Source organism: Polaribacter sp. HaHaR_3_91 (assembly GCF_019278525.1).
In the GTDB taxonomy this organism is placed as follows: domain Bacteria; phylum Bacteroidota; class Bacteroidia; order Flavobacteriales; family Flavobacteriaceae; genus Polaribacter.
Genome location: NZ_CP058986.1, coordinates 3,043,745 through 3,064,990, shown reverse-complemented (window position 1 = coordinate 3,064,990; position 21,246 = coordinate 3,043,745). Strand labels below are relative to the sequence as shown.

General features: G+C 29.9%; 24 protein-coding genes. 8 read left to right on the top strand and 16 right to left on the bottom strand.

The window, feature by feature from the left end:
* The first annotated feature begins 6 nt into the window (after positions 1-6).
* From H0I27_RS13000 to H0I27_RS12965, 8 genes are all read left to right on the top strand, one after another.
* Entirely contained in the window at positions 7-1,155 is a 1,149-nt protein-coding gene (locus H0I27_RS13000; RefSeq protein WP_218731088.1) for an endo-1,4-beta-xylanase, read from the top strand.
* Positions 1,156-1,167: 12 nt separating this feature from the next.
* A complete protein-coding gene (locus H0I27_RS12995; protein WP_158838271.1) occupies positions 1,168-2,586 on the top strand; it encodes an MFS transporter in 1,419 nt (472 codons plus the stop codon).
* Between the two features lie 11 nt (positions 2,587-2,597).
* Positions 2,598-3,635 carry a glycoside hydrolase family 43 protein gene (locus H0I27_RS12990; RefSeq protein WP_218731087.1) on the top strand — a complete coding sequence of 346 codons (1,038 nt, stop codon included), beginning with the start codon at positions 2,598-2,600 and terminating at the stop codon, positions 3,633-3,635.
* A gap of 725 nt (positions 3,636-4,360) precedes the next feature.
* Positions 4,361-4,921, top strand: coding sequence for a cupin domain-containing protein (locus H0I27_RS12985; RefSeq protein WP_218731086.1), 561 nt, complete (start codon positions 4,361-4,363; stop codon positions 4,919-4,921).
* Between the two features lie 143 nt (positions 4,922-5,064).
* Positions 5,065-5,355, top strand: a complete 291-nt coding sequence (locus H0I27_RS12980; protein WP_158838268.1) for a putative quinol monooxygenase — start codon at positions 5,065-5,067, stop codon at positions 5,353-5,355.
* A gap of 26 nt (positions 5,356-5,381) precedes the next feature.
* Positions 5,382-5,876, top strand: a complete 495-nt coding sequence (locus tag H0I27_RS12975) for a PPC domain-containing DNA-binding protein (RefSeq protein WP_218731085.1) — start codon at positions 5,382-5,384, stop codon at positions 5,874-5,876.
* A gap of 68 nt (positions 5,877-5,944) precedes the next feature.
* Entirely contained in the window at positions 5,945-6,688 is a 744-nt protein-coding gene (locus H0I27_RS12970) for a hypothetical protein (protein WP_218731084.1), read from the top strand.
* Between the two features lie 68 nt (positions 6,689-6,756).
* Positions 6,757-7,917, top strand: coding sequence for an alanine--glyoxylate aminotransferase family protein (locus H0I27_RS12965; RefSeq protein ID WP_218731083.1), 1,161 nt, complete (start codon positions 6,757-6,759; stop codon positions 7,915-7,917).
* A gap of 215 nt (positions 7,918-8,132) precedes the next feature.
* Here H0I27_RS12965 and H0I27_RS12960 read toward each other — a convergent pair whose 3' ends face one another.
* From H0I27_RS12960 to H0I27_RS12885, 16 genes are all read right to left on the bottom strand, one after another.
* Positions 8,133-8,483 (bottom strand): hypothetical protein, encoded by a 351-nt coding sequence (locus H0I27_RS12960; RefSeq protein ID WP_218731082.1) that lies wholly within the window; start codon positions 8,481-8,483, stop codon positions 8,133-8,135.
* A gap of 710 nt (positions 8,484-9,193) precedes the next feature.
* Positions 9,194-10,042, bottom strand: a complete 849-nt coding sequence (locus H0I27_RS12955) for an IS3 family transposase (protein ID WP_254713171.1) — start codon at positions 10,040-10,042, stop codon at positions 9,194-9,196.
* On the bottom strand, positions 9,988-10,446 hold the full coding sequence (locus tag H0I27_RS12950) for a helix-turn-helix domain-containing protein (protein ID WP_218761396.1): 459 nt from the start codon (positions 10,444-10,446) through the stop codon (positions 9,988-9,990). Before H0I27_RS12950 ends, H0I27_RS12955 begins: the two co-directional genes overlap by 55 nt.
* Before the next feature lie 210 nt (positions 10,447-10,656).
* Positions 10,657-11,418, bottom strand: coding sequence for a hypothetical protein (locus H0I27_RS12945; protein ID WP_218731081.1), 762 nt, complete (start codon positions 11,416-11,418; stop codon positions 10,657-10,659).
* A 173-nt stretch (positions 11,419-11,591) separates the two neighbouring features.
* Positions 11,592-12,761, bottom strand: coding sequence for a tRNA amino-acyl synthetase (locus H0I27_RS12940; RefSeq protein WP_218731080.1), 1,170 nt, complete (start codon positions 12,759-12,761; stop codon positions 11,592-11,594).
* Positions 12,762-12,938: 177 nt separating this feature from the next.
* A complete protein-coding gene (locus tag H0I27_RS12935; protein ID WP_218731079.1) occupies positions 12,939-13,568 on the bottom strand; it encodes a hypothetical protein in 630 nt (209 codons plus the stop codon).
* Between the two features lie 148 nt (positions 13,569-13,716).
* The gene (locus H0I27_RS12930) at positions 13,717-14,319 is read right to left on the bottom strand and encodes a hypothetical protein (RefSeq protein WP_218731078.1); all 603 of its coding nucleotides are present in this window, start codon (positions 14,317-14,319) and stop codon (positions 13,717-13,719) included.
* Positions 14,320-14,430: 111 nt separating this feature from the next.
* Positions 14,431-15,267, bottom strand: coding sequence for an IS3 family transposase (locus H0I27_RS12925; RefSeq protein ID WP_254713170.1), 837 nt, complete (start codon positions 15,265-15,267; stop codon positions 14,431-14,433).
* Positions 15,264-15,785, bottom strand: coding sequence for a helix-turn-helix domain-containing protein (locus tag H0I27_RS12920; protein WP_025562376.1), 522 nt, complete (start codon positions 15,783-15,785; stop codon positions 15,264-15,266). Before H0I27_RS12920 ends, H0I27_RS12925 begins: the two co-directional genes overlap by 4 nt.
* A gap of 87 nt (positions 15,786-15,872) precedes the next feature.
* Positions 15,873-16,328, bottom strand: a complete 456-nt coding sequence (locus H0I27_RS12915) for a hypothetical protein (protein WP_218731077.1) — start codon at positions 16,326-16,328, stop codon at positions 15,873-15,875.
* 125 nt (positions 16,329-16,453) lie between these two features.
* Entirely contained in the window at positions 16,454-17,302 is an 849-nt protein-coding gene (locus tag H0I27_RS12910) for an IS3 family transposase (RefSeq protein WP_254713169.1), read from the bottom strand.
* Positions 17,248-17,706 (bottom strand): helix-turn-helix domain-containing protein, encoded by a 459-nt coding sequence (locus tag H0I27_RS12905; protein ID WP_218761396.1) that lies wholly within the window; start codon positions 17,704-17,706, stop codon positions 17,248-17,250. The genes H0I27_RS12910 and H0I27_RS12905 overlap by 55 nt, the downstream gene beginning before the upstream one ends.
* Before the next feature lie 101 nt (positions 17,707-17,807).
* Positions 17,808-18,812: an IS30 family transposase gene (locus H0I27_RS12900; RefSeq protein WP_218731076.1), complete on the bottom strand. Its 1,005-nt coding sequence runs from the start codon at positions 18,810-18,812 to the stop codon at positions 17,808-17,810.
* A gap of 184 nt (positions 18,813-18,996) precedes the next feature.
* Positions 18,997-19,794 (bottom strand): HEPN domain-containing protein, encoded by a 798-nt coding sequence (locus H0I27_RS12895; RefSeq protein WP_218731075.1) that lies wholly within the window; start codon positions 19,792-19,794, stop codon positions 18,997-18,999.
* A gap of 109 nt (positions 19,795-19,903) precedes the next feature.
* A complete protein-coding gene (locus tag H0I27_RS12890; protein ID WP_254713168.1) occupies positions 19,904-20,752 on the bottom strand; it encodes an IS3 family transposase in 849 nt (282 codons plus the stop codon).
* Positions 20,698-21,156, bottom strand: a complete 459-nt coding sequence (locus H0I27_RS12885; protein WP_218761396.1) for a helix-turn-helix domain-containing protein — start codon at positions 21,154-21,156, stop codon at positions 20,698-20,700. Before H0I27_RS12885 ends, H0I27_RS12890 begins: the two co-directional genes overlap by 55 nt.
* Positions 21,157-21,246 lie beyond the last annotated feature (90 nt).

The window sequence follows — 21,246 nt, the reverse complement described above, 5'->3', positions numbered from 1 at the left end:
ATAGATATGTTTAATAAAATTAATACAACTTTACTCTTGTTATCAATTTGCCTTTTAAGCTGTAAAGAAGCAAAAAAAGAAACTGTAATTGAAACACCTCAAAATAAGACGTCTTTAAAAGATAGTTTTAAAGAAGATTTTTTACTAGGAACAGCACTTAATACAGGTCAAATTAAAGAAGTAAATGCATTGCAAACAACTTTAATAACAAGAGAGTTTAATGCTATTACTCCAGAGAACGATTTAAAATGGGAGCAAATTCACCCTAAAAAAGACACTTATAATTTTGAGGTATCAGATGCTTATGTTGCTTTTGGTAATAAAAATAATATGCATGTTGTGGGGCATACCCTGCTTTGGCATAGTCAACTTGCACCTTGGGTACATGAAATTACAAATAAAGATACTTTAGTAAATACCATTACAAAGCATATAAATACAATTGCAGGTAGATATAAAGGGAAAATTGATTCTTGGGATGTTGTAAATGAAGCTTTAAATGAAGATGGGTCTCCAAGAGAATCTCTATTTTATAAAATTTTTGGAGATGAAAGCTATTTAGAATTAGCTTTTAAACTTGCCGAACAAGCAGCACCAGATGCAGAGCTAGTCTACAACGATTACAATCTTTGGAAACCAGCAAAAAGAGAAGGAGTTATTAGAATTGTAAAAAATCTACAAGCAAAAGGTATTAAAGTTGATGGTGTAGGTATGCAAGCACATTGGAGTCTAGAAGGTCCATCTTTAGAAGATATTGAAAACAGTATAATTGCGTATTCAGACTTAGGAGTAAAAGTAATGTTTACAGAATTAGACATTACCGTTCTGCCAAATCCTTGGGAGTTGGATGGAGCTGCTGTAGAGCAAAGTTATGAAAGATACGAGAATGATCCAAAAATGAATCCTTATCCAAATGGATTAACAGAAGACATTGAATTAAAAATAGCAAAACGTTATGAAGATATATTTAATCTTTTCTTAATACACAAAGATAAAATTAGCCGTGTTACTTTTTGGGGAGTTAACGATGGGCAATCTTGGTTAAATGATTGGCCAATTAAAGGGAGAACAAATTATCCATTACTTTTTGGACGAGATGATAAACCAAAAGAAGTATATAATAATGTAATTGCGCTTAAAAATAAGGCAAACTAATAACTCCTGAAAATGACAACTATTTCACACAAATTATCTGTAAAAGAAAAAGTAGGTTATGCTCTTGGAGATTTAGCAGCCAATTTAGTTTTTCAAACTCTAGTAACCTATCTTTCCTATTTTTATACAGATATTTATGGCTTAAAACCAGAAGATGCCGCATTAGTAACCTTAACAGTTGGACTTATAGCTGCGTTTGGTTTTAACCCTATGGTGGGTGCTTTGGCAGATAGAACAAATACCAAAATGGGTAAATTTAGACCCTGGATTTTATGGACTGCAATCCCCTTAGGAGTAACTGCATTATTAGCTTTTACTACGCCAGATTTTGAATATCAAGGAAAGGTTATTTATGCTGTAATTACCTATACTTTATTGTTATTGTTATACTCTGCAAATAATTTACCTTATGCTGCTCTAAGTGGTGTTATTACAGGAGATATGAAAGAGCGTAATAGCTTATCTGCATATCGATTTGTGGGTGTTTTAGGGGCACAGTTTTTTGTGCAAGTTTTTATGTATGATTTAATTCTAAAGGCAGGTGATGGTAACAAAGCAGCAGGTATGGAAACCGTAATGACCTATTTAGCCATTATAGGAACCATAATGTTAATGATTACCTTTTTTACCACAAAAGAAAGAGTAATACCTAAGCCAGAACAAAAATCTAGTTTAAAAGAAGATTTATCAGATTTGTTTAAAAATAAACCTTGGGTGATTATGTTGGTGCTTACAACACTAATATTTGTCACATTAGCAATGAAAGGCGGTTCTTATGTTTATTATTTCGAAAACTTTGTAAACGAAGAAAAGTTAAGAGCGTTTTTAGACCCATATAGATCGATATTACCCACATTTGAAAATGAAACCTCTTTTGGTTTAGGGGTGTTTAACGGAATTGGAATTCTAGTTGGTTTAATAGGTATCATTCTTTCTAAACGTTTGGCAGATAAATTCGGAAAACGAAATGTTTTTGCCATTTCGCTCTTTATTTCAACCTTATTTATTATTGCTTTTTATTTTTATCAACCAGAATCTATAGAGTTAATCTTTGTAACTCAGATTTTACACATGTTTTTTTACGGAATTGGGACTCCAATTCTTTGGACAATGATTGCCGATGTAGCAGATTTTTCTGAATGGAAAACAAACAGAAGAGCAACTGCCATTATATTTTCTGCAATGATGGTTGGTTTAAAAGGAGGTATTAGTATTGGTAGTGCTTTAGTTTCATCAATTTTAGGAGCTTATGGATATGATTCTCATTTAGAAATACAAAGTGAAGCAGCTATTAATGGTACAAAGTTATTAATTAGTGTGTATGCTGCAATTCCGTTTTTAATAGGAGTAGGGTTATTATATTTTTATGAAATAGATAAAAAAATGGAATTAAAAATAGAAAAAGAGTTAAACGAAAGAAGAGCAATTTAAAAAATAATACAATGCCAGAAGAAAGTATAGAACACATCAATTTTGATGAATTAAATAAAAAAGCCATTTCACAACCATTAGTGTCTCATATATATACTGCAGATCCATCTGCACATGTATTTGATGGTAAAATATATATATATCCATCTCATGATATTGATGCCGGAGAAGCTTTTGATGATTTAGGAAGCCATTTTGCTATGGAAGATTATCATGTACTATCTATGGATACTATAGATAGTAAGGCTGTAGACAATGGTTTGGCTTTACATGTAAAAGACGTTCCTTGGGCAAAACAACAAATGTGGGCACCAGATGCAAATGAAAAAGATGGGAAATATTATTTGTTTTTTCCAGCAAAAGCACACGATGATATTTTTAGAATTGGTGTTGCAATAAGTGATTCTCCAACAGGACCTTTTAAAGCAGAACCAGAAGCAATTAAAGGTAGTTTTTCTATAGACCCAGCTGTTTTTAAAGACGATGATGGTAGTTGTTATATGTACTTTGGTGGTCTTTGGGGTGGACAATTACAGCGCTGGAGAACAGGTGAGTTTAGAGCAGACCAACCAGAGAGTCCAACAGCATTTATTCCTGAAGATAATGAACCAGCTTTATTGCCTTATGTAGCAAAAATGACTGATAATTTGTTAGAATTTGATGAAAAGCCAAAGGAGATAGAAATTATTGATGAAAATGGAGATTTATTATTAGCAAAAGATATTGATAGACGCTTTTTTGAAGCAGCGTGGATGCATAAGCACAATGGAAAATATTATTTCTCTTATTCTACAGGAGATTCTCACTTTATATGTTATGCTATAGGAGATAATCCTTACGGACCATTTACCTATGCAGGTAAGGTTTTAGAGCCAGTGGTTGGTTGGACCTCACATCACTCTATTTGTAATGTAGACGGTAAAGACTATTTATTCTATCATGATTCTAGTTTATCAAAAGGAGTAACACATTTACGTTCTGTAAAAGTTATAGAAATTAATTATAACGAGGATGGAACAATACAAACAATAGAACCTTATAGGGATTAGTTTTTTACAAGTTGCAGTTTGTAGATCAATAAACATTTTACATAATATAAAATTTAGGGAGAACTGGCTAAACTCAATTAAAAGTTGATTACTAGCATTTTAATGATTATCAACAACCAAAAAAACTTAATATAAGCTTTGGGTTATATAGTTTAAAAACAAAAGGTATCATGGCAATTTACGCAATTGGAGATATACATGGTAGTATAAACGCATTAAAAACTATTTTTCAACATGATTTGATAAAGTTGTTTTTCTTGGAAATTAGGTTGATAAGAGATTTGATAGTAAGGGTGTTCTTAATTGGTAAATTGAAAAAAGTAAAACATTCTACTTCGAGTTTATTCTTGGTAATCATGAGATAATGATGACAAGTGCCAAACCATATGTTTTTAACATAATTTCCTGTATTACTCCTGTAAATACTAAATTAAATCTAAGTAATTGTATAGTAGTGATTAAAGTGTGTTTTTAAAAGAAAAGAAGAAAACATTAATGGCCTCTTTTATTTTTATATAAATTAAGAAAACTTTAGATATTCTATTTTTATTTATTAGCAAATAACAGCTAATTTCGTTTTTGCTTCTGCTAAAATTAATTAAAACTCCCCTTATTATTTTAGTTGTAAAAAATGAAAAAACATTTATAGATAAAATTTAATCTACCTAAACAAATAATGTTGTAAAACTCGAAAATTTATGAATAGAAAAAATTTTATACGCTTATTGGGGGTAACGCCATTGATATTTCCTGTTTCAAAATTATTTGAAAATAGTGACAAACAAAACCACTATGAGAAATTTTATTTTAAAGATGATGGACTAATACCTAATAGTAAATTACCATTACTTCTTATTAAAGATGCTTTGCCAAAAAACGAAAAGAATCCTAGCCAATGGTTTTTACAAACTTTCAAATCCAATAATTGGACCAATTCATGGACAAACGGTATCTACCCTTTTCACCATTACCATAGTACCTCTCATGAAGTTTTGGGAATATATTCTGGTGAAGCGATCATTCATTTAGGAGGAGAGCAAGGTGAAAAAATTAAAGTTACCAAAGGAGATGTTATTATTATACCTGCTGGTGTTGGCCACAAAAAAATTGAAAGTTTAAATCTTGGTGTAGTAGGTGCGTATCCTGATGGTCGTGACTGGGATCTAATGCGAGGCGCTAAAGGAGAGCGTCCAACTGCAGATAATAATATATTGTCACTACCAATACCAAATGAAGATCCGCTTTTAGGTAAGCGTGGTGGATTAGTCAAAATTTGGTTTAAATAAAAGAGTTAAAGGTTCGCTTTAATGCGGGAAAAATAGCCGTATTTAAAACGGAAACTGTTTAAACTCAATTAAAAGTTCATATTGATGGTATGGACTCAAAAAATAAATTTAATCAAAAAAAATAAATTAAAATAGTATTTATTATGAGCGAATTAAAAATTATAGCTACAATTATTGTAAAACCCGAATTTAAGGAAGATGTTTTAAATATGTTGCAAACCGTAACGGATGCCACACGGAAAGAGGAAGGTAATATCTCTTATGTATTGCATGAAGATATTAATAACAGCGCAAAGGTCATCATTCTAGAAGAATGGAAATCTCAGGAAGCGATTGATTTTCATAATCAAACAGATCATTTTTTAATACTAAAGAACGAACTTGGAAAAAAGGCCGATAGTTTATCGATAGATATAATAAGAGCGTCTTATTAATTTTATAACTTAAAATAGTATACAACATGAAAAAGTCAATTTTAATAGTATTGTGTATTACGGTATCTTTTTTAGCAAATGCACAATCAAATTCTAAACTATACACCTACAAGCAGTTTGGTAACAAGTACGTTATAAGCATTCAAAACCATGCTGAGATTACAAAAGCAATCACTGCGTTTGTGGAAGAGCAGGATATAAAAGCAGGAACAATTGTAGGTATGGGGGCTGTTAATGAAGCTACTTTACGATTTTTTGATCCAGCTACTAAAGAGTTTGTAGATAAAACGTTTTCCGAACAAATGGAGATTACCAACTTAACCGGTAATATATCTCAAAAAGATGGAAAACACTACGTACACATGCATGTAACACTTGGACGTAACGATTACACGGCATTAGCGGGACACTTTCTTACAGCCAAAATTAATGGAGCTGGAGAATTTGTTATAGAAAGTTTTGATGGAGCGGTTGATCGCTATCATGATGAGGATACTGGTCTAAACCTGTACAAGTTTTAGAAGCATAGAAAAGAATGACTTAAAGAGCATTCTGTCTTACTTATCACAAACATCTAAAAATAATAAACATGAAATACGCATTATTACTTCCATTATTTTTAATACAAATGATTGTCCATGCACAATCGAATGATAGTCTTAACAACTCTGAAAAAGCGGATGACAAGTTGTTATTGACCATTTTCCTTAAACATGATCAAAGTATGACTTTAAATGAGATTGAAAAGATAAGAACGGACCAAGGCTTTTATGAAAACCTTCCTCCAGAAGGTGTTTCTGTAGTTAATTGGTTTGTAGTTATGGGACTTGGCCAAGTAGTTGTGTTGGAACTTCCTGCTTCAAAATTATCTGCTGTAAATTTAGCAATTGAAAGAACTGCATGGAAAGCTTTTACAACAGAAATGTATGCAACTTACAATTTGTATCCTATCATAGAGCATAAATTAAAAAATAAGTCAAAGGTAGTGCTTGATTTAAAAGCTAGTTCTAAAAAAGATGATGACAAGTTGTTATTAACCGTCTTTCTTAAACATGATCAAAGTATGACTTTAAGTGAGATTGAAAAGATAAGAACGGACCAAGGCTTTTATGAAAACCTACCTCCAGAAGGTACTTCTGTAGTTAATTGGTTTGTAGTTATGGGACTTGGTCAAGTGGTGGTTTTAGAACTTCCTGCGTCAAAACTATCAGCTGTAAATTTAGCGATTGAGAGAACTGCATGGAAAGCTTTTACAACAGAAATTTATGCAACTTATAATCTATATCCTATCTTAGAAAATAAATTAAAGAATAAGTCAAAGGTAGAATACTAAAATTTAATGATCATTTTCTGTCAAAAAAAAACTAATAAAATCGTTAAAAAAACGATAACACGCAATAGATGAAATCGAGAAAATTATTAATGATACCTGGTCCAATAGAATTTGAAAGTGAAGTGATGCAATGTATGGCAGTACCAACTCCTAGCCATGTTTCACCAGATTTTATAGACCTCTTTGCCAATAGTTTAAAACTAATGAAAGAAGTTTGGCAATGCCCATCTGGTCAAGCATTCATAGTAGCAGGAACAGGTACACTTGCTATGGATATGGCTGCTGCAAACCTAATAGAAACTGGTGATAAAGCCCTTGTAATATCGACAGGTTACTTTGGGTTACGTTATGCAGAAATCTTAAAGCGATATGGTGCTCAAGTAGATATACTTGAAGCTGAAGTCGGTAACATTGTACCCTTAGAGCTTATCGAACAGCAACTAAAATCTAAAAGCTATAAACTTTTAACTTTTACACATGTTGACACATCAACAGCTGTTTTAAATGATGCTAAACGTATTGGTGCCTTAGGTAAGAAGTACAACGTATTAACCATTCTAGACGGTGTTTGTTCTGTTGCTGGCGAAGAAATTAAACAAGAAGAATGGGGAATTGATGTTGTACTTACAGCTTCTCAAAAAGCAATAGGAGTTCCTCCAGGACTCGCGCTTTTAGTAGTTTCTAAAAAGGCAATGCAAACATTTGAACAACGAACAAGTCCTGTTTCTAATTACTATGGAGATTGGACCAATTGGTTACCAATAATGAAAGCTTATGAAAATAAACAAGCCTCTTATTTTGGAACACCTGCAGTAAATCTTGTAATTGCTTTAGAAAAAAGTTTACAACTCATTTTAGAGGAAGGTTTAGACAATCGTTTTGATCGACACAAAAGTGCAGGTAAAGCCATGCGAGCAGCAATTAAAGCTTTAGGCTTGGATTTATTATCAAAAAACGAACACGTTTCTGCAAACACGTTATCGGCTCCCTTATATCCCAGTAAAATAGACACTGCTGCTTTTTTAAAGTCAGTAAACCAAGGAGGCGTTATATTAGCTGGAGGTCTTTTACCTCAATTAAAAAAGAATTACTTTAGAATTGGACACATGGGATCGGTAAACAAGAATGATTTACTGGCAACGATTGGAGCTATTGAATCAGCATTGAAAAGCAATGGGTATTCACATGAATTAGGGTTGGGAACTGCTCAAATATTAAAACACTTCTAACTAGAATAATTACACCATCACACCTTTTATGTCATAGAAGATACTCCATATTTGCTACATAAGCATGGAGTATACTTCTTACTTAGTCATACCTATAAATTAACATGTTTAGATGAAAAAAAGAGGTGTTTATTTTCAAATTCTGTTTTAGAAGAATATATTGAAGAAGAAAAAAAAGATAATTTTGAGTTAACATCGGGGGGTAAACAGTAGTCTTAGAACATTATCTTTTGTTGATCAAAAAAGCACATTTTTTTATTTACTTTTTTTAATACCCAAAAAGACTCCTTAATTGTTTCGAAATATGGGTTTTCTATTGTTATTACTATTTTATTATATCCTTTTTTAAAATTATCAGGAAAAATACCTTTCCATATATGTCTAGATTTTGTTCTTAAGTAAGGTGGTTTTTTACTGTTTTTATCCGGACTACTATCTTCTTTTTGAAAACGCTTTATATAGTTAACATAAGGGGCTGCTATTCTTTCTCTCCTTAAATTAATACTATTGTTATCATCCAGTTCTACAGATACACTTCTGTTTTCTGAACCCGAAAATACATTCACATAAAATTCATTATTTTTTGATAAAGAGGATAATGGTTCAGAATTATAATCTCCTAACCAAACACTAAATTACTTGGTAAATTAACTCCTTTGTATTTTATAATTATCGTTATTAAAATTAATTTCAAAATATCCTTTTGGGGTTCCATAACTCATTAAAGATAAGGGGGGGGCTTGCCAATTTTTTTGATTTGTCCACTAGGCGATAAAAAGTTACATGCTAAAGAATGGCTGCTTTTTCTAATGGAGATTTATATACTATATTACCATAAAATCAAGCTATTTAAAGAGCTAATAGCATTATTTAATAGTGTTTAAGTTAATTTGTATTGTTTTGTTGTAAAGAATTAAAAAAAACAATTTGTTGTACCTAAACAAAAAAAAAGTCAAGATATAAATCTTGACTTTCCGTACTATACTTGTAGCGAGAACGGGATTTGAACCCGTGACCTCAGGGTTATGAATTCGAGTTAAAATGCTTATAACGTAATAAATAACCTTTTTTATTTGTAAATCGTGTTCAAAAACGTGTTCAGTTTAGACCAGATTATTAGTATAAATTTCTGTATGCAATTTACTGATTTTTACTATATGTTTTACATACTGTATTATACTGATATAGGTTGACCTTTTTTTAGGTTAATTTATACCGTTCAAAAGATTTTTTTAGCCGTTTAGAAGGCAAAAAATAATTTGAACTAGTTTTGTTTTCAAATTGTTAGTTCAGTCAAATTTACATTATTTCTTCGATATGATTTGTATTTGATGTTTGGATTTAAATGTACTTCAGCTGGCTTTCTTAATTCTAAGCTAAAATGGGTTCTTAAATTGTTGTAAATATATACTGCTTGTTTTGTTACTTCTTGAGCAATGGCAGTGTTTTTAAAGCAATTTCTAAGTCCATATTCATATTTTAAAGTTCTATTAATTCGCTCTGCAATTGCGTTTTCATAAGGATCATATTGTTCTGTCATGCTCATCATTATGCCATTTTCTTCTGCAAATGCTGTGTATTTGGGGTTACAGTATTGAAAACCTCTGTCAGAATGATGTATTAATTTTTTATCAGGGTATTTTCTATTTTTAATAGCCATTTCTAGCGCTTCTGAACAAAGTGATGTCTTCATGTTGTTATCTAATTTATAGCCCATAATTTGTTTAGAATATGCATCTGTAACGATTGCTAGGTAATTGTGTCCATTGTCTGTTTTAATGTATGTTATATCGCTTACCCATAGTTGTTCTGGTCGAGTAGGAACTTGGTCTTTAATTAGGTTTTTATATTTTCTAAATTGATGATTAGAATTTGTTGTTGTTACATAGTTTTTAAGCTTAGGAACAAGTAAATTATGAAGCCTTAACACATCGTACAACTTGTCTCTACCGATTTTAATACCTTGTTTTATAAAGTCTTGTTTAAGTTCATCATATAACTTAATTCCGCCAGTTCTCATACCAACTAATTTTCGATATTCTTGTATCATTACGATGACTTTTTCATCGTTTAGTCGTTTGTTTTTTTGGGTTTTGAGTCTTTTGTAGAAGGCTTGTTTACTAATCCCAAAACACTCATAGAACCATTTTCTTTTAAACGGTTTTTCTTTTTTAGTTCTATCTCTTTCGCTAATGTTTTGGGCAACGACTTTTTTGACAAATCGACTCCAGTAATGATTTCCATGTCAGCAATAATATCTTGTTGAAATTCCTTTACAAACTCCAATTCTTCAATACGTTCCTTTAGTTTTTTAATCTCATCTAATTTACTCATACCTGTATTTTGTTGGACTAAAGTACTATATTTTTTGATCCAATACCCAATTGTAGTTCTAGGAACATCATATTTTTTGGAAGCAAAGTTTGTGGAAATCTGTCCATTCTGAATTTGGTCAACGACGAATAATTTGAGTTCTAAAGTTGCTTTTTCGTACGTTTTTTTTCGCCAGGGTTGTTTTTGAGCTTTCATAAGTGACTATAATTAAGTGTTTAATTTTTAGTCAACCTATTTCAGGAAAGTACATTTTCATAGTTGTTGCTAACGTGTTTGTATATGGTTTGTTGCGTGGTTTAAGCAACTAATTTAGTAAATAATTACTGACCAAGAAAGTCCGCGAGGACTTTCGTAAGTAAGCGAGAAGCCAGCAATAAATTATATACGGTGTTAGCACCAGGCATTTTATTTATTCATTTTATATTGCCAACCTCGATTTATATATCCTTTACTTTCTTGTTTTGTCCAATTATTTTCTAGATTTTCATCACTTGATGGAAATTGGATTTCTATTGTGTTATCAACTTGTTTAATTTGTCCATTGTAAACTTCACTGGCAAATTTATTCAATAATTTGTCAGAAGTAATTAGTTTAGCTCCTTCATTAACACTTTTGGCTAAAATTAATATGTCATTCCAACAATTTCTAAAGTCAGGTTTTAGTGTGTGCTTTTTTAAAAATTCATTGAGTAATTCATATCCTAAATAAATATCTTCAGGGTTTAATATGTCACATTTAAGGTCGTTTTCCAATACAAACTTAAATTTGTTTTTTATGTCTTTATTTTCAGATTTACCTAAAAATTCTATTGAAGAGTAGAATAGTTCTTTTCTTTTATTATTAATTACTTCCGATACAGATTTATTATTATATAGAGAATAGCTTTCAAAATCTTGAGAAAAATCAAAAATTATAGAATCAGACAATCTTTTATTAAATGGGTGGCTCTTTTTAATTGATTTATGCATTCTTGCGATTGCTATTTGGTGAATGTGATTCGTTATAAACGGAATGTGATATTTTGCTTTATTATGATGTTTTTTTTCTATGTTTTTTAGAAATTCCAATGCATTAATAGAAGTTATAGATTTTCCCTTAATATTTAAATTTAAATTCTGACCTTGATGTTTGTAATATAGAATATTCGTGTCTAGGTATGTTTTCACATTGTTGGTTTTTGCTTGGTGCTAACGTTGTTGTATATGGTTTGTTGCGTGTTTCAAGCAACTAATTTAGTAAATATTTACCGACCAAGAAAGTCCGCGAGGACTTTCGTAAGTAAGCAATAAGCCAGCAATAAATTATATACGGTGTTGGCAACTGGCTTTTCTTTCCGATGTTAGAATATATTAAATTCATTGAGTCTATCACAAAGTCTTATATGTTTATTTAATAAATCTTCATAAGTTACTAAACTTACTTCTGTAAAATTAAAATCAGTTTTTAATTCCTCAATTAGATTTTCATTATATCTTTTTTCTTCGGATGATCCCATTAATAAAGTGTATTCGTATTGATTATAAATTTTGCCTAAATACTTTTTAATATAATACTCGTTTGCTTCATTTTTAGATTCCATATAATTTTTATAACGAACAACTTGTTCAAATCCTTTTTTTGCTTTTGATAAAAGTTTGTCTTTGTTTTTCCAAAAGATTCTTTGAGATTGTCGTTTAACCTCAAAAATTTCAGGATATCTAATCGCATAATCAAAAGGTTTATTTATAAAATCTGGTTCATTGTATCTTCGAGTATTATTTATATAAAGATGCTTTTCATAAAGTAATTTATTGAAGTTTTCGCCTTTAACAAAAGTCGGATTGTCTCGAAGAAAATCGTGAAACTCTTTTTCTAAATATTTTGTTGGTTTTATTAAAGTTTGTTTCATTTTTTTTTCAAACCGTTCATTTGAGTCCACAAGATTTGTGTAGTCAGAATCTGTCCAAATATAATTTAGCGAATTGGATTTTTTATCAACAAATGTTTTTGACAAAACCTTAAGCTTATAATAAGCAAGAAAAGTTTTTCTATGATTGGTATAGTTTGTCTTGTTTTTTGGGTCAAGTCCTATCAATTCTAAATCATCCGCAAATGAAGTTCTCCATTTTTTTATTGAACTTGTAATGTTGTGTTTCAAATTCACATAGTTATTCGGGAAATTTTCAATGACAGCATCAAATCCGTCTGATATTGTAGCAGATTGATTTTCTCTGTCCTCAATAAGTAAGAAAGGTATAGATTTTAATTGAAAATTATTAGAAGAATAGTTTTCTGACGAATTTCTAATCCAATTTAAAATGGTTTTAGAGTTATCATTTTGAAATTTCCAATCTGATATTATAAAATCAAGATGCTTGTCCTTTTCGATTAGTTTTTTCGAGAGAAAGTCTTTTGCTTTTGATAAAGATTTATAATAGTGAAAGTCTTTTTCTTCAGTGTAGGGTTGAAATATTTTTAAGGCTTCCTCTTTCGTTAAATTAGATTGGTTAGAAATAAAAAGAATTGTCATTGATTATTTCAGAGGTTTGTCGTTTTTTGCTTGTTGCCAACGGTTTTGTGTATAAAAAGTTGCGATTTTTGTGAACGGCTATTTTCCGCAGGAAAATAGGAGTGAGTAAAAAAGCAACTACTTTTGGTTAAGCTAAAATTAAGCAATTTTTTTTACACGTTGTTGTGCATAGTTATTTTAATTCCATTTTGTTTTTTCAATATTGTATCTTTCAATTTTCCGGCTAACTAATTTTTGATTTTTATCGAATGTTTTTACTATAGTTTTCCTTTTTTTGTTTTTATAAATTTCATATTCGGTCAAATCTCCATTTAGATCGAAGTAATTCACACGTTTATAATTTAAGGTTAGATTTTCGTAAAAAGTTTGAGTAAGTAATTTTCCGTTTTGCCTGAAGTCGAAAATTTCAATCGGTTTTCCATTTTTAAAAATTCCTTTAAGTCTTATATTTCCGTTCGAGTAAAAATCCGTTTCAGTTCCGTTACATACTTTTTCACAATTCAAATAATTCCAGCGATTTGAATGTAATTCATTTCCAAATGAAAATAGAATTTTAGGTATTCTAATTGTGTCATTAATTGTTTTTAAAGTTGTTGAATATTGTCCAATTAATTCTCCACGTTTAACGTAAACATTAATTATTTTATAATTAAAATTTGGAAATGAGTCAATTTCAAATTCTGGTTTTATGATTTTTTCAGAACAGTCATTATAGAATACTAAATTCAGATTTTCCTTTCCGCTGTTTTGACTATAACACGAGAAGCTTATAATTAGCAAAAAGATTGATTTTAGTACTGTTTTCATAATTATGCACAACGTTGTTGTGTTATGGAAAGTTGCGTTTAAAGTGAACGGCTATTTTCCGAAGGAAAATAGAAGTTTACAAAAATGCAACTAACTTTGTTTAAGCTAAAATTAAGCAATTTTTTATACACGGTGTTACCTAAAGTATTTATTCCGTTATTTTAATTGATTTCATAATACTCATTAATTCAAAACTAATTTTATTCTTATCTAAATTTTCACTTTCTCTAAACATTGATGAAAGTATAAATTTATTTTCCTTGTTTAAAATAATTGGAACCATAAGAGTGAAAAACTTTCCATTCATTGTTTTTTGATAATTTATAAATTCAATTATTCCCTTAAGATTTTTTGTTTTCTTTCCGTTAATTAAATTTTCTCCAATAAAAGTAGTTTCGTATTTAACTTGTTCAATATTTTCAAGTTGTTCTGTAATTCCTTTGTCTGCTTGTTTTAAAGTTTCAGTAATATTATTTTCCTCCAGTTCACCCTCAATTCTTCCAATTGATATTTCCGCTAATAAATTTCCTTCGTTGTCAAATTTTCGAGCTTGTAAATAAAATCCGTCATTTTCATTATAAGATAATTTATAATTTTTCGGAATTTTAGAAGTCACATTTAATTCAGGTAAATTCCATTCTTTAGATTTTTCAGAATTTATAACTATTTCATTGTATTTAATTTTATTTTGAGAACACGAAATATATGTTATTAAAGAAAAAAATATTATTAAAAATCTGTCGTTTTTCATATTTTAGGTAACGTTTTTGTATATGGTTTGTTGCGTGTTTAAGCACCTAATTTAGCAAATAAAAACCGAATAGAAAATGAAGTGCACCCAAATGTTTAGACAAATTTATAATTAATTTTGATAATAATTAGCTCGATATTCAATCGGGCTCATTCCCTTTAAATTTTGTTTAATTCTCTCATTATTATAATATTTTATATACACTTTAATCTCTTTTTTTAATTGAGATATCGACTTGTATTTATTTATATAAAACAATTCAGATTTTAGAATACCGAAGAAATTTTCTATCACAGCGTTATCTAAACAATTTCCTTTACGAGACATACTCTGAGTAATTCCTTTTTCTGTTAATAATCTTCGATACTGTTTCATTTGATACTGCCATCCTTGATCTGAATGTAATATTAAATTTGTTTGATCTGGTATTTTCTTAAAAGACTTTTTCAGCATAATAGCTACTTGTTTAAAATCAGGTTTTTCAGATAATTGATAATTTATTATTTCTCTATTAAAGAGATCAATTATTGGAGATAGATATAGTTTTTTTCCTAAAACTTTAAATTCTGTAATATCGGTAGCCCATTTTTTATTTGGCCTAATAGCTTTAAAATTTCGTTGTAATATATTAGGAGCTGTTTCCCCTATTAGCCCTTTATAAGACTTGTATCTTTTAGCTCTGACTAAACTTTTTAAACCTAATTCACGCATTAACTTGAGTACTGTTTTATGATTTATTAGAGTTCCTGTTTTGTTGATTTCTAAAGAGATTCTTCTATAACCATATCTTCCTTTGTGACGATGATATATTTGATGAATCAATAGTTTTATCTCTTTATATTTATCAACTATAAGACTTCTTTTATGATGATAATAATAACTACTTCTTGCCATGTTCATATGATATAATAAAATATCTAAATCATACTTATGCCTTAATTCTGTTATGGCTTTTGCTTTTTGTTTTGCTCTTGTTGAATTAAGGCCTGTAACTTTTTTAGCAAGTCCAGTTCTGCACGTAATGATTCATTTTCTAATAAAAGTTCCTCTTCTCTTGTTAAAGGTTTATTAGACTTTTTTTTAGCCCTCTTAAATTGCATAGATTTTGGTTTACCTCTAGGTTTAATGTTTAAGCCTATAATACCCTCTTTTTTATAATTACGTTGCCACTTCATAATTACAGATTTTGTAGGAATATTAAATTCTAAACATGCTTGACTGAAAGATAATGAATCTTTGTCAATCGCTTTTAACACTTTAAGTTTAAAAGGAATGCTATACACTTTTGTTTTTCTTGGTAATAGTGCTTTTTTACCATATTTTTCATAAAATCGAATCCAATCATGAAGGGTTGTATGATGACAACCATATAACTTAGACACATCTTCAACTGTTTGGTTATTTTTTAAAACTTGCTTTACACATCGAAGTTTAAATGCGTAATCATACTTGACTTTTCTTCCCATAATAATACCCTCAAATAGTGTCTAACTTTTTGGAAGCAGTTCAAAATCCGCGAGGATTTTCGTAAGTAGGCTAGAACTAGCAATAAATTATATACGGTGTTGGCAGCTGGTTTTTATTTCATTTATTAATTTATAAAATTCAGTTCCATTAAATTCAGACCATTTTTTTGAGTACAATCGTTTCTCATTTTTAATCAGCCTAATTTCAGGTTCAGAGCTTTTAAAATATAGTTCAACATTATATAATTTTATGACCCAACTTTTGAAATGTTCATTTGGGTTTTTTAATTCCAAGTTATTGTGAAATATTATTCCGTTTGATTTGAATATTTCCGCAAATACATTGTTCCAGTATGAGTAAGTTCGGTTTTGTGTTAGTTCAAAGTCAACAATGTCAGATATAATTCTTTCAAGTCCACTATATTCATCAGTTCCGTCAATTCCGATTAAATTTCCTGTAATTCGAGTCGCATTTATATTATACCAACCCATTCTGGTTTCGTCAAAATCAAAAGTCCAATCTGGAAATGTCGTTACTCTCATTCTTTATAGTTCGGGTTTTTGTATTATACTGATATAGGTTGACCTTTTTTTAGGTTAATTTATACCGTTCAAAAGATTTTTTTAGCCGTTTAGAAGGCAAAAAATAATTTGAACTAGTTTTGTTTTCAAATTGTTAGTTCAGTCAAATTTACATTATTTCTTCGATATGATTTGTATTTGATGTTTGGATTTAAATGTACTTCAGCTGACTTTCTTAATTCTAAGCTAAAATGGGTTCTTAAATTGTTGTAAATATATACTGCTTGTTTTGTTACTTCTTGAGCAATGGCAGTGTTTTTAAAGCAATTTCTAAGTCCATATTCATATTTTAAAGTTCTATTAATTCGCTCTGCAATTGCGTTTTCATAAGGATCATATTGTTCTGTCATGCTCATCATTATGCCATTTTCTTCTGCAAATGCTGTGTATTTGGGGTTACAGTATTGAAAACCTCTGTCAGAATGATGTATTAATTTTTTATCAGGGTATTTTCTATTTTTAATAGCCATTTCTAGCGCTTCTGAACAAAGTGATGTCTTCATGTTGTTATCTAATTTATAGCCCATAATTTGTTTAGAATATGCATCTGTAACGATTGCTAGGTAATTGTGTCCATTGTCTGTTTTAATGTATGTTATATCGCTTACCCATAGTTGTTCTGGTCGAGTAGGAACTTGGTCTTTAATTAGGTTTTTATATTTTCTAAATTGATGATTAGAATTTGTTGTTGTTACATAGTTTTTAAGCTTAGGAACAAGTAAATTATGAAGCCTTAACACATCGTACAACTTGTCTCTACCGATTTTAATACCTTGTTTTATAAAGTCTTGTTTAAGTTCATCATATAACTTAATTCCGCCAGTTCTCATACCAACTAATTTTCGATATTCTTGTATCATTGCGATGACTTTTTCATCGTTTAGTCGTTTGTTTTCTTGGGTTTTGAGTCTTTTGTAGAAGGCTTGTTTACTAATCCCAAAACACTCATAGAACCATTTTCTTTTAAACGGTTTTTCTTTTTTAGTTCTATCTCTTTCGCTAATGTTTTGGGCAACGACTTTTTTGACAAATCGACTCCAGTAATGATTTCCATGTCAGCAATAATATCTTGTTGAAATTCCTTTACAAACTCCAATTCTTCAATACGTTCCTTTAGTTTTTTAATCTCATCTAATTTACTCATACCTGTATTTTGTTGGACTAAAGTACTATATTTTTTGATCCAATACCCAATTGTAGTTCTAGGAACATCATATTTTTTGGAAGCAAAGTTTGTGGAAATCTGTCCATTCTGAATTTGGTCAACGACGAATAATTTGAGTTCTAAAGTTGCTTTTTCGTACGTTTTTTTTCGCCAGGGTTGTTTTTGAGCTTTCATAAGTGACTATAATTAAGTGTTTAATTTTTAGTCAACCTATTTCAGGAAAGTCTTGGATTCAATGTTGTAACGCAACAAACCGTTTTTGTTTATTGATGTTACTAAGCTACAAATTTAAGTTCTAAATCCATCATTTCTTTTGGAGTTTTATATCCTATAATTTTTCTTGGTCTGTTGTTCAATTTTTCTTGAATATTTTGGAGTTTATTTACGTCAATTTCATTGAAGTTTGTTCCTTTTGGAAGATATCTTCTAATGAGTCCATTTGTATTTTCATTTGTTCCTCTTTCCCAGGAAGAATATGGATGTGCAAAGTATATTTTCATACCTGTTTTTTTAGTAATCATTTCGTGTCTCGCCATTTCAATTCCGTTATCATATGTCATTGATTTTTTATAAATAGGATTTAATTTGTTTAATATTTTAGAAAACTCATTAGCTACTTCACCTGCTTTTTTAGACTCTAATTTTACTATTAAAGTAAATCTAGTTTTGCGCTCTACAATAGTTCCAATAGCACTTTTATGATTTTTCCCAATCACTAAATCTCCTTCCCAATGTCCCACTTCATTTCTAAGGTCAATATGTTGTGGTCTGTTGTCAATACTGACTTGGTTAGTGATTTTACTTCCACCACCACGTCTTTTTTTAGGGGTTCTACGTCTTGTTTTTTTACGTACTAATAGTTTGATTAACTTTTTATTTAAACGAGCTTGTGGTCTAGTATAAATGTGTCTATAAATAGCTTCGTGTGAAATAGACATTATTAGATTATTAGGATACAACTCTTTTAATCTTCCAGAAATTTGTTCAGGAGTCCAGTTTGATAAAAGTCCTTTGTAAACAAAAAATTTGAGTAAAGAATAAGTGCTTATTTTATCTAAATTTCTCTTGTTTAAATAATCTTCTTTAGCACACCAATGAGCAAGTTCAGCATCATATCTATGTTCTTTTTTTTGCACCCATTTATTCACTTCTCTACCGATAGTTGAACGAGATCTATTGAGTTTAATTGCTATATAAGATTTAGACTTTTCTTCATTTAAAAGAGTCTGAATAATCACTCTTTCTTTCAAAGTTAATCGTCTATGTTTTTTTACTTCCATTTTACAAATCTATAATTTTAGATTTGTTGCGTTAAGTTATTGAATGGAGGCTGATTTTTTTTGCATTGTAGGTAACGTGTTTGTATAAGATTAGTTGCGTGTTTAAGCACTAAAGTTAGCAAATAAATCACAGATAGAAAGTCCGCAAGGACTTTCGTAAATTGGCTAAAACCAGCAATTAATTTTATACGGTGTTAGGTGTAGTTTTTTTATAATGAATGAATGAATTCGCATCCCATTTATCTAAAACCTCATTTTGCCATTCCTCGAGAAAGTCAAAAAAAGCATTCATAGGCTCTAATAGTTCAGTTGTAAAATTCAAATATTCTTCTTTAGTTGAGTATCCACCTATTGTTTTTTTAATATTGTTCGATGTAAATTCATAAATTGTTTTATTACCATCGTTAGAATGGGCAATTGAGTTTCTTAATTTCCAAATGCTGTCGATATCGTTTATAAGAATGTCTTTAGTACTTGATTTTGATATAGAAAGAAACTTTGAGGCTCTTTTGAGTTTTTCAGACAACAATTGACCTTTAGAATGCTCAATTGATAGTGTTTTGAAAAGGTCATTTTTGATTTCATTTAATTCAGTTTTATTTTCCAATTCTAAAGCGGAAATTTGAACTTTACTAAATGCTTTCTTTCTCAGACTTGAATTTCTTCTTAAACTCAAATCAATAATTTCTCGGATGAATAATTCTATTGATGAAGTATAAGTTATTATTGTTGAATCAATAGAGCTCATTCTTAATTCATCCAGCATAAAAACAGGCGAATTAGATAATCTTTTTAAAATAGAGTCAACCTTTAATTTTGATTTTAAGTTTCCTAAATCATCTCTTAATGATTGTTCCCAATTTAAACAGTCTTGTTCACTAAATTGAGTAGAAATTAATAGTTGTAAATTCAATGATGAAATAGTACCAATCAACCTTGCATAAGGTGCTGATAAAATTCTTTTTTCTTTTTTATTTGTCATTTTTGTATTATACTGATATAGGTTGACCTTTTTTTAGGTTAATTTATACCGTTCAAAAGATTTTTTTAGCCGTTTAGAAGGCAAAAAATAATTTGAACTAGTTTTGTTTTCAAATTGTTAGTTCAGTCAAATTTACATTATTTCTTCGATATGATTTGTATTTGATGTTTGGATTTAAATGTACTTCAGCTGGCTTTCTTAATTCTAAGCTAAAATGGGTTCTTAAATTGTTGTAAATATATACTGCTTGTTTTGTTACTTCTTGAGCAATGGCAGTGTTTTTAAAGCAATTTCTAAGTCCATATTCATATTTTAAAGTTCTATTAATTCGCTCTGCAATTGCGTTTTCATAAGGATCATATTGTTCTGTCATGCTCATCATTATGCCATTTTCTTCTGCAAATGCTGTGTATTTGGGGTTACAGTATTGAAAACCTCTGTCAGAATGATGTATTAATTTTTTATCAGGGTATTTTCTATTTTTAATAGCCATTTCTAGCGCTTCTGAACAAAGTGATGTCTTCATGTTGTTATCTAATTTATAGCCCATAATTTGTTTAGAATATGCATCTGTAACGATTGCTAGGTAATTGTGTCCATTGTCTGTTTTAATGTATGTTATATCGCTTACCCATAGTTGTTCTGGTCGAGTAGGAACTTGGTCTTTAATTAGGTTTTTATATTTTCTAAATTGATGATTAGAATTTGTTGTTGTTACATAGTTTTTAAGCTTAGGAACAAGTAAATTATGAAGCCTTAACACATCGTACAACTTGTCTCTACCGATTTTAATACCTTGTTTTATAAAGTCTTGTTTAAGTTCATCATATAACTTAATTCCGCCAGTTCTCATACCAACTAATTTTCGATATTCTTGTATCATTGCGATGACTTTTTCATCGTTTAGTCGTTTGTTTTCTTGGGTTTTGAGTCTTTTGTAGAAGGCTTGTTTACTAATCCCAAAACACTCATAGAACCATTTTCTTTTAAACGGTTTTTCTTTTTTAGTTCTATCTCTTTCGCTAATGTTTTGGGCAACGACTTTTTTGACAAATCGACTCCAGTAATGATTTCCATGTCAGCAATAATATCTTGTTGAAATTCCTTTACAAACTCCAATTCTTCAATACGTTCCTTTAGTTTTTTAATCTCATCTAATTTACTCATACCTGTATTTTGTTGGACTAAAGTACTATATTTTTTGATCCAATACCCAATTGTAGTTCTAGGAACATCATATTTTTTGGAAGCAAAGTTTGTGGAAATCTGTCCATTCTGAATTTGGTCAACGACGAATAATTTGAGTTCTAAAGTTGCTTTTTCGTACGTTTTTTTTCGCCAGGGTTGTTTTTGAGCTTTCATAAGTGACTATAATTAAGTGTTTAATTTTTAGTCAACCTATTTCAGGAAAGTACATTTTTTAAATTACACCTAACGTTTATGTATAAGAAT

What these genes read in the sequence shown, in the direction of transcription:
- H0I27_RS12950 (WP_218761396.1), bottom strand. Translation starts at nt 10,446, where the DNA reads ATGAAAGCTCAAAAACAACCCTGGCGAAAAAAAACGTACGAAAAAGCA.
- H0I27_RS12940 (WP_218731080.1), bottom strand. Translation starts at nt 12,761, where the DNA reads ATGACAATTCTTTTTATTTCTAACCAATCTAATTTAACGAAAGAGGAA.
- H0I27_RS12980 (WP_158838268.1), top strand. Translation starts at nt 5,065, where the DNA reads ATGAGCGAATTAAAAATTATAGCTACAATTATTGTAAAACCCGAATTT.
- H0I27_RS12930 (WP_218731078.1), bottom strand. Translation starts at nt 14,319, where the DNA reads ATGAAAAACGACAGATTTTTAATAATATTTTTTTCTTTAATAACATAT.
- H0I27_RS12970 (WP_218731084.1), top strand. Translation starts at nt 5,945, where the DNA reads ATGAAATACGCATTATTACTTCCATTATTTTTAATACAAATGATTGTC.
- H0I27_RS12900 (WP_218731076.1), bottom strand. Translation starts at nt 18,812, where the DNA reads ATGGAAGTAAAAAAACATAGACGATTAACTTTGAAAGAAAGAGTGATT.
- H0I27_RS12935 (WP_218731079.1), bottom strand. Translation starts at nt 13,568, where the DNA reads ATGAAAACAGTACTAAAATCAATCTTTTTGCTAATTATAAGCTTCTCG.
- H0I27_RS12920 (WP_025562376.1), bottom strand. Translation starts at nt 15,785, where the DNA reads ATGGGAAGAAAAGTCAAGTATGATTACGCATTTAAACTTCGATGTGTA.
- H0I27_RS12915 (WP_218731077.1), bottom strand. Translation starts at nt 16,328, where the DNA reads ATGAGAGTAACGACATTTCCAGATTGGACTTTTGATTTTGACGAAACC.
- H0I27_RS13000 (WP_218731088.1), top strand. Translation starts at nt 7, where the DNA reads ATGTTTAATAAAATTAATACAACTTTACTCTTGTTATCAATTTGCCTT.
- H0I27_RS12905 (WP_218761396.1), bottom strand. Translation starts at nt 17,706, where the DNA reads ATGAAAGCTCAAAAACAACCCTGGCGAAAAAAAACGTACGAAAAAGCA.
- H0I27_RS12995 (WP_158838271.1), top strand. Translation starts at nt 1,168, where the DNA reads ATGACAACTATTTCACACAAATTATCTGTAAAAGAAAAAGTAGGTTAT.
- H0I27_RS12965 (WP_218731083.1), top strand. Translation starts at nt 6,757, where the DNA reads ATGAAATCGAGAAAATTATTAATGATACCTGGTCCAATAGAATTTGAA.
- H0I27_RS12885 (WP_218761396.1), bottom strand. Translation starts at nt 21,156, where the DNA reads ATGAAAGCTCAAAAACAACCCTGGCGAAAAAAAACGTACGAAAAAGCA.
- H0I27_RS12975 (WP_218731085.1), top strand. Translation starts at nt 5,382, where the DNA reads ATGAAAAAGTCAATTTTAATAGTATTGTGTATTACGGTATCTTTTTTA.
- H0I27_RS12990 (WP_218731087.1), top strand. Translation starts at nt 2,598, where the DNA reads ATGCCAGAAGAAAGTATAGAACACATCAATTTTGATGAATTAAATAAA.
- H0I27_RS12895 (WP_218731075.1), bottom strand. Translation starts at nt 19,794, where the DNA reads ATGACAAATAAAAAAGAAAAAAGAATTTTATCAGCACCTTATGCAAGG.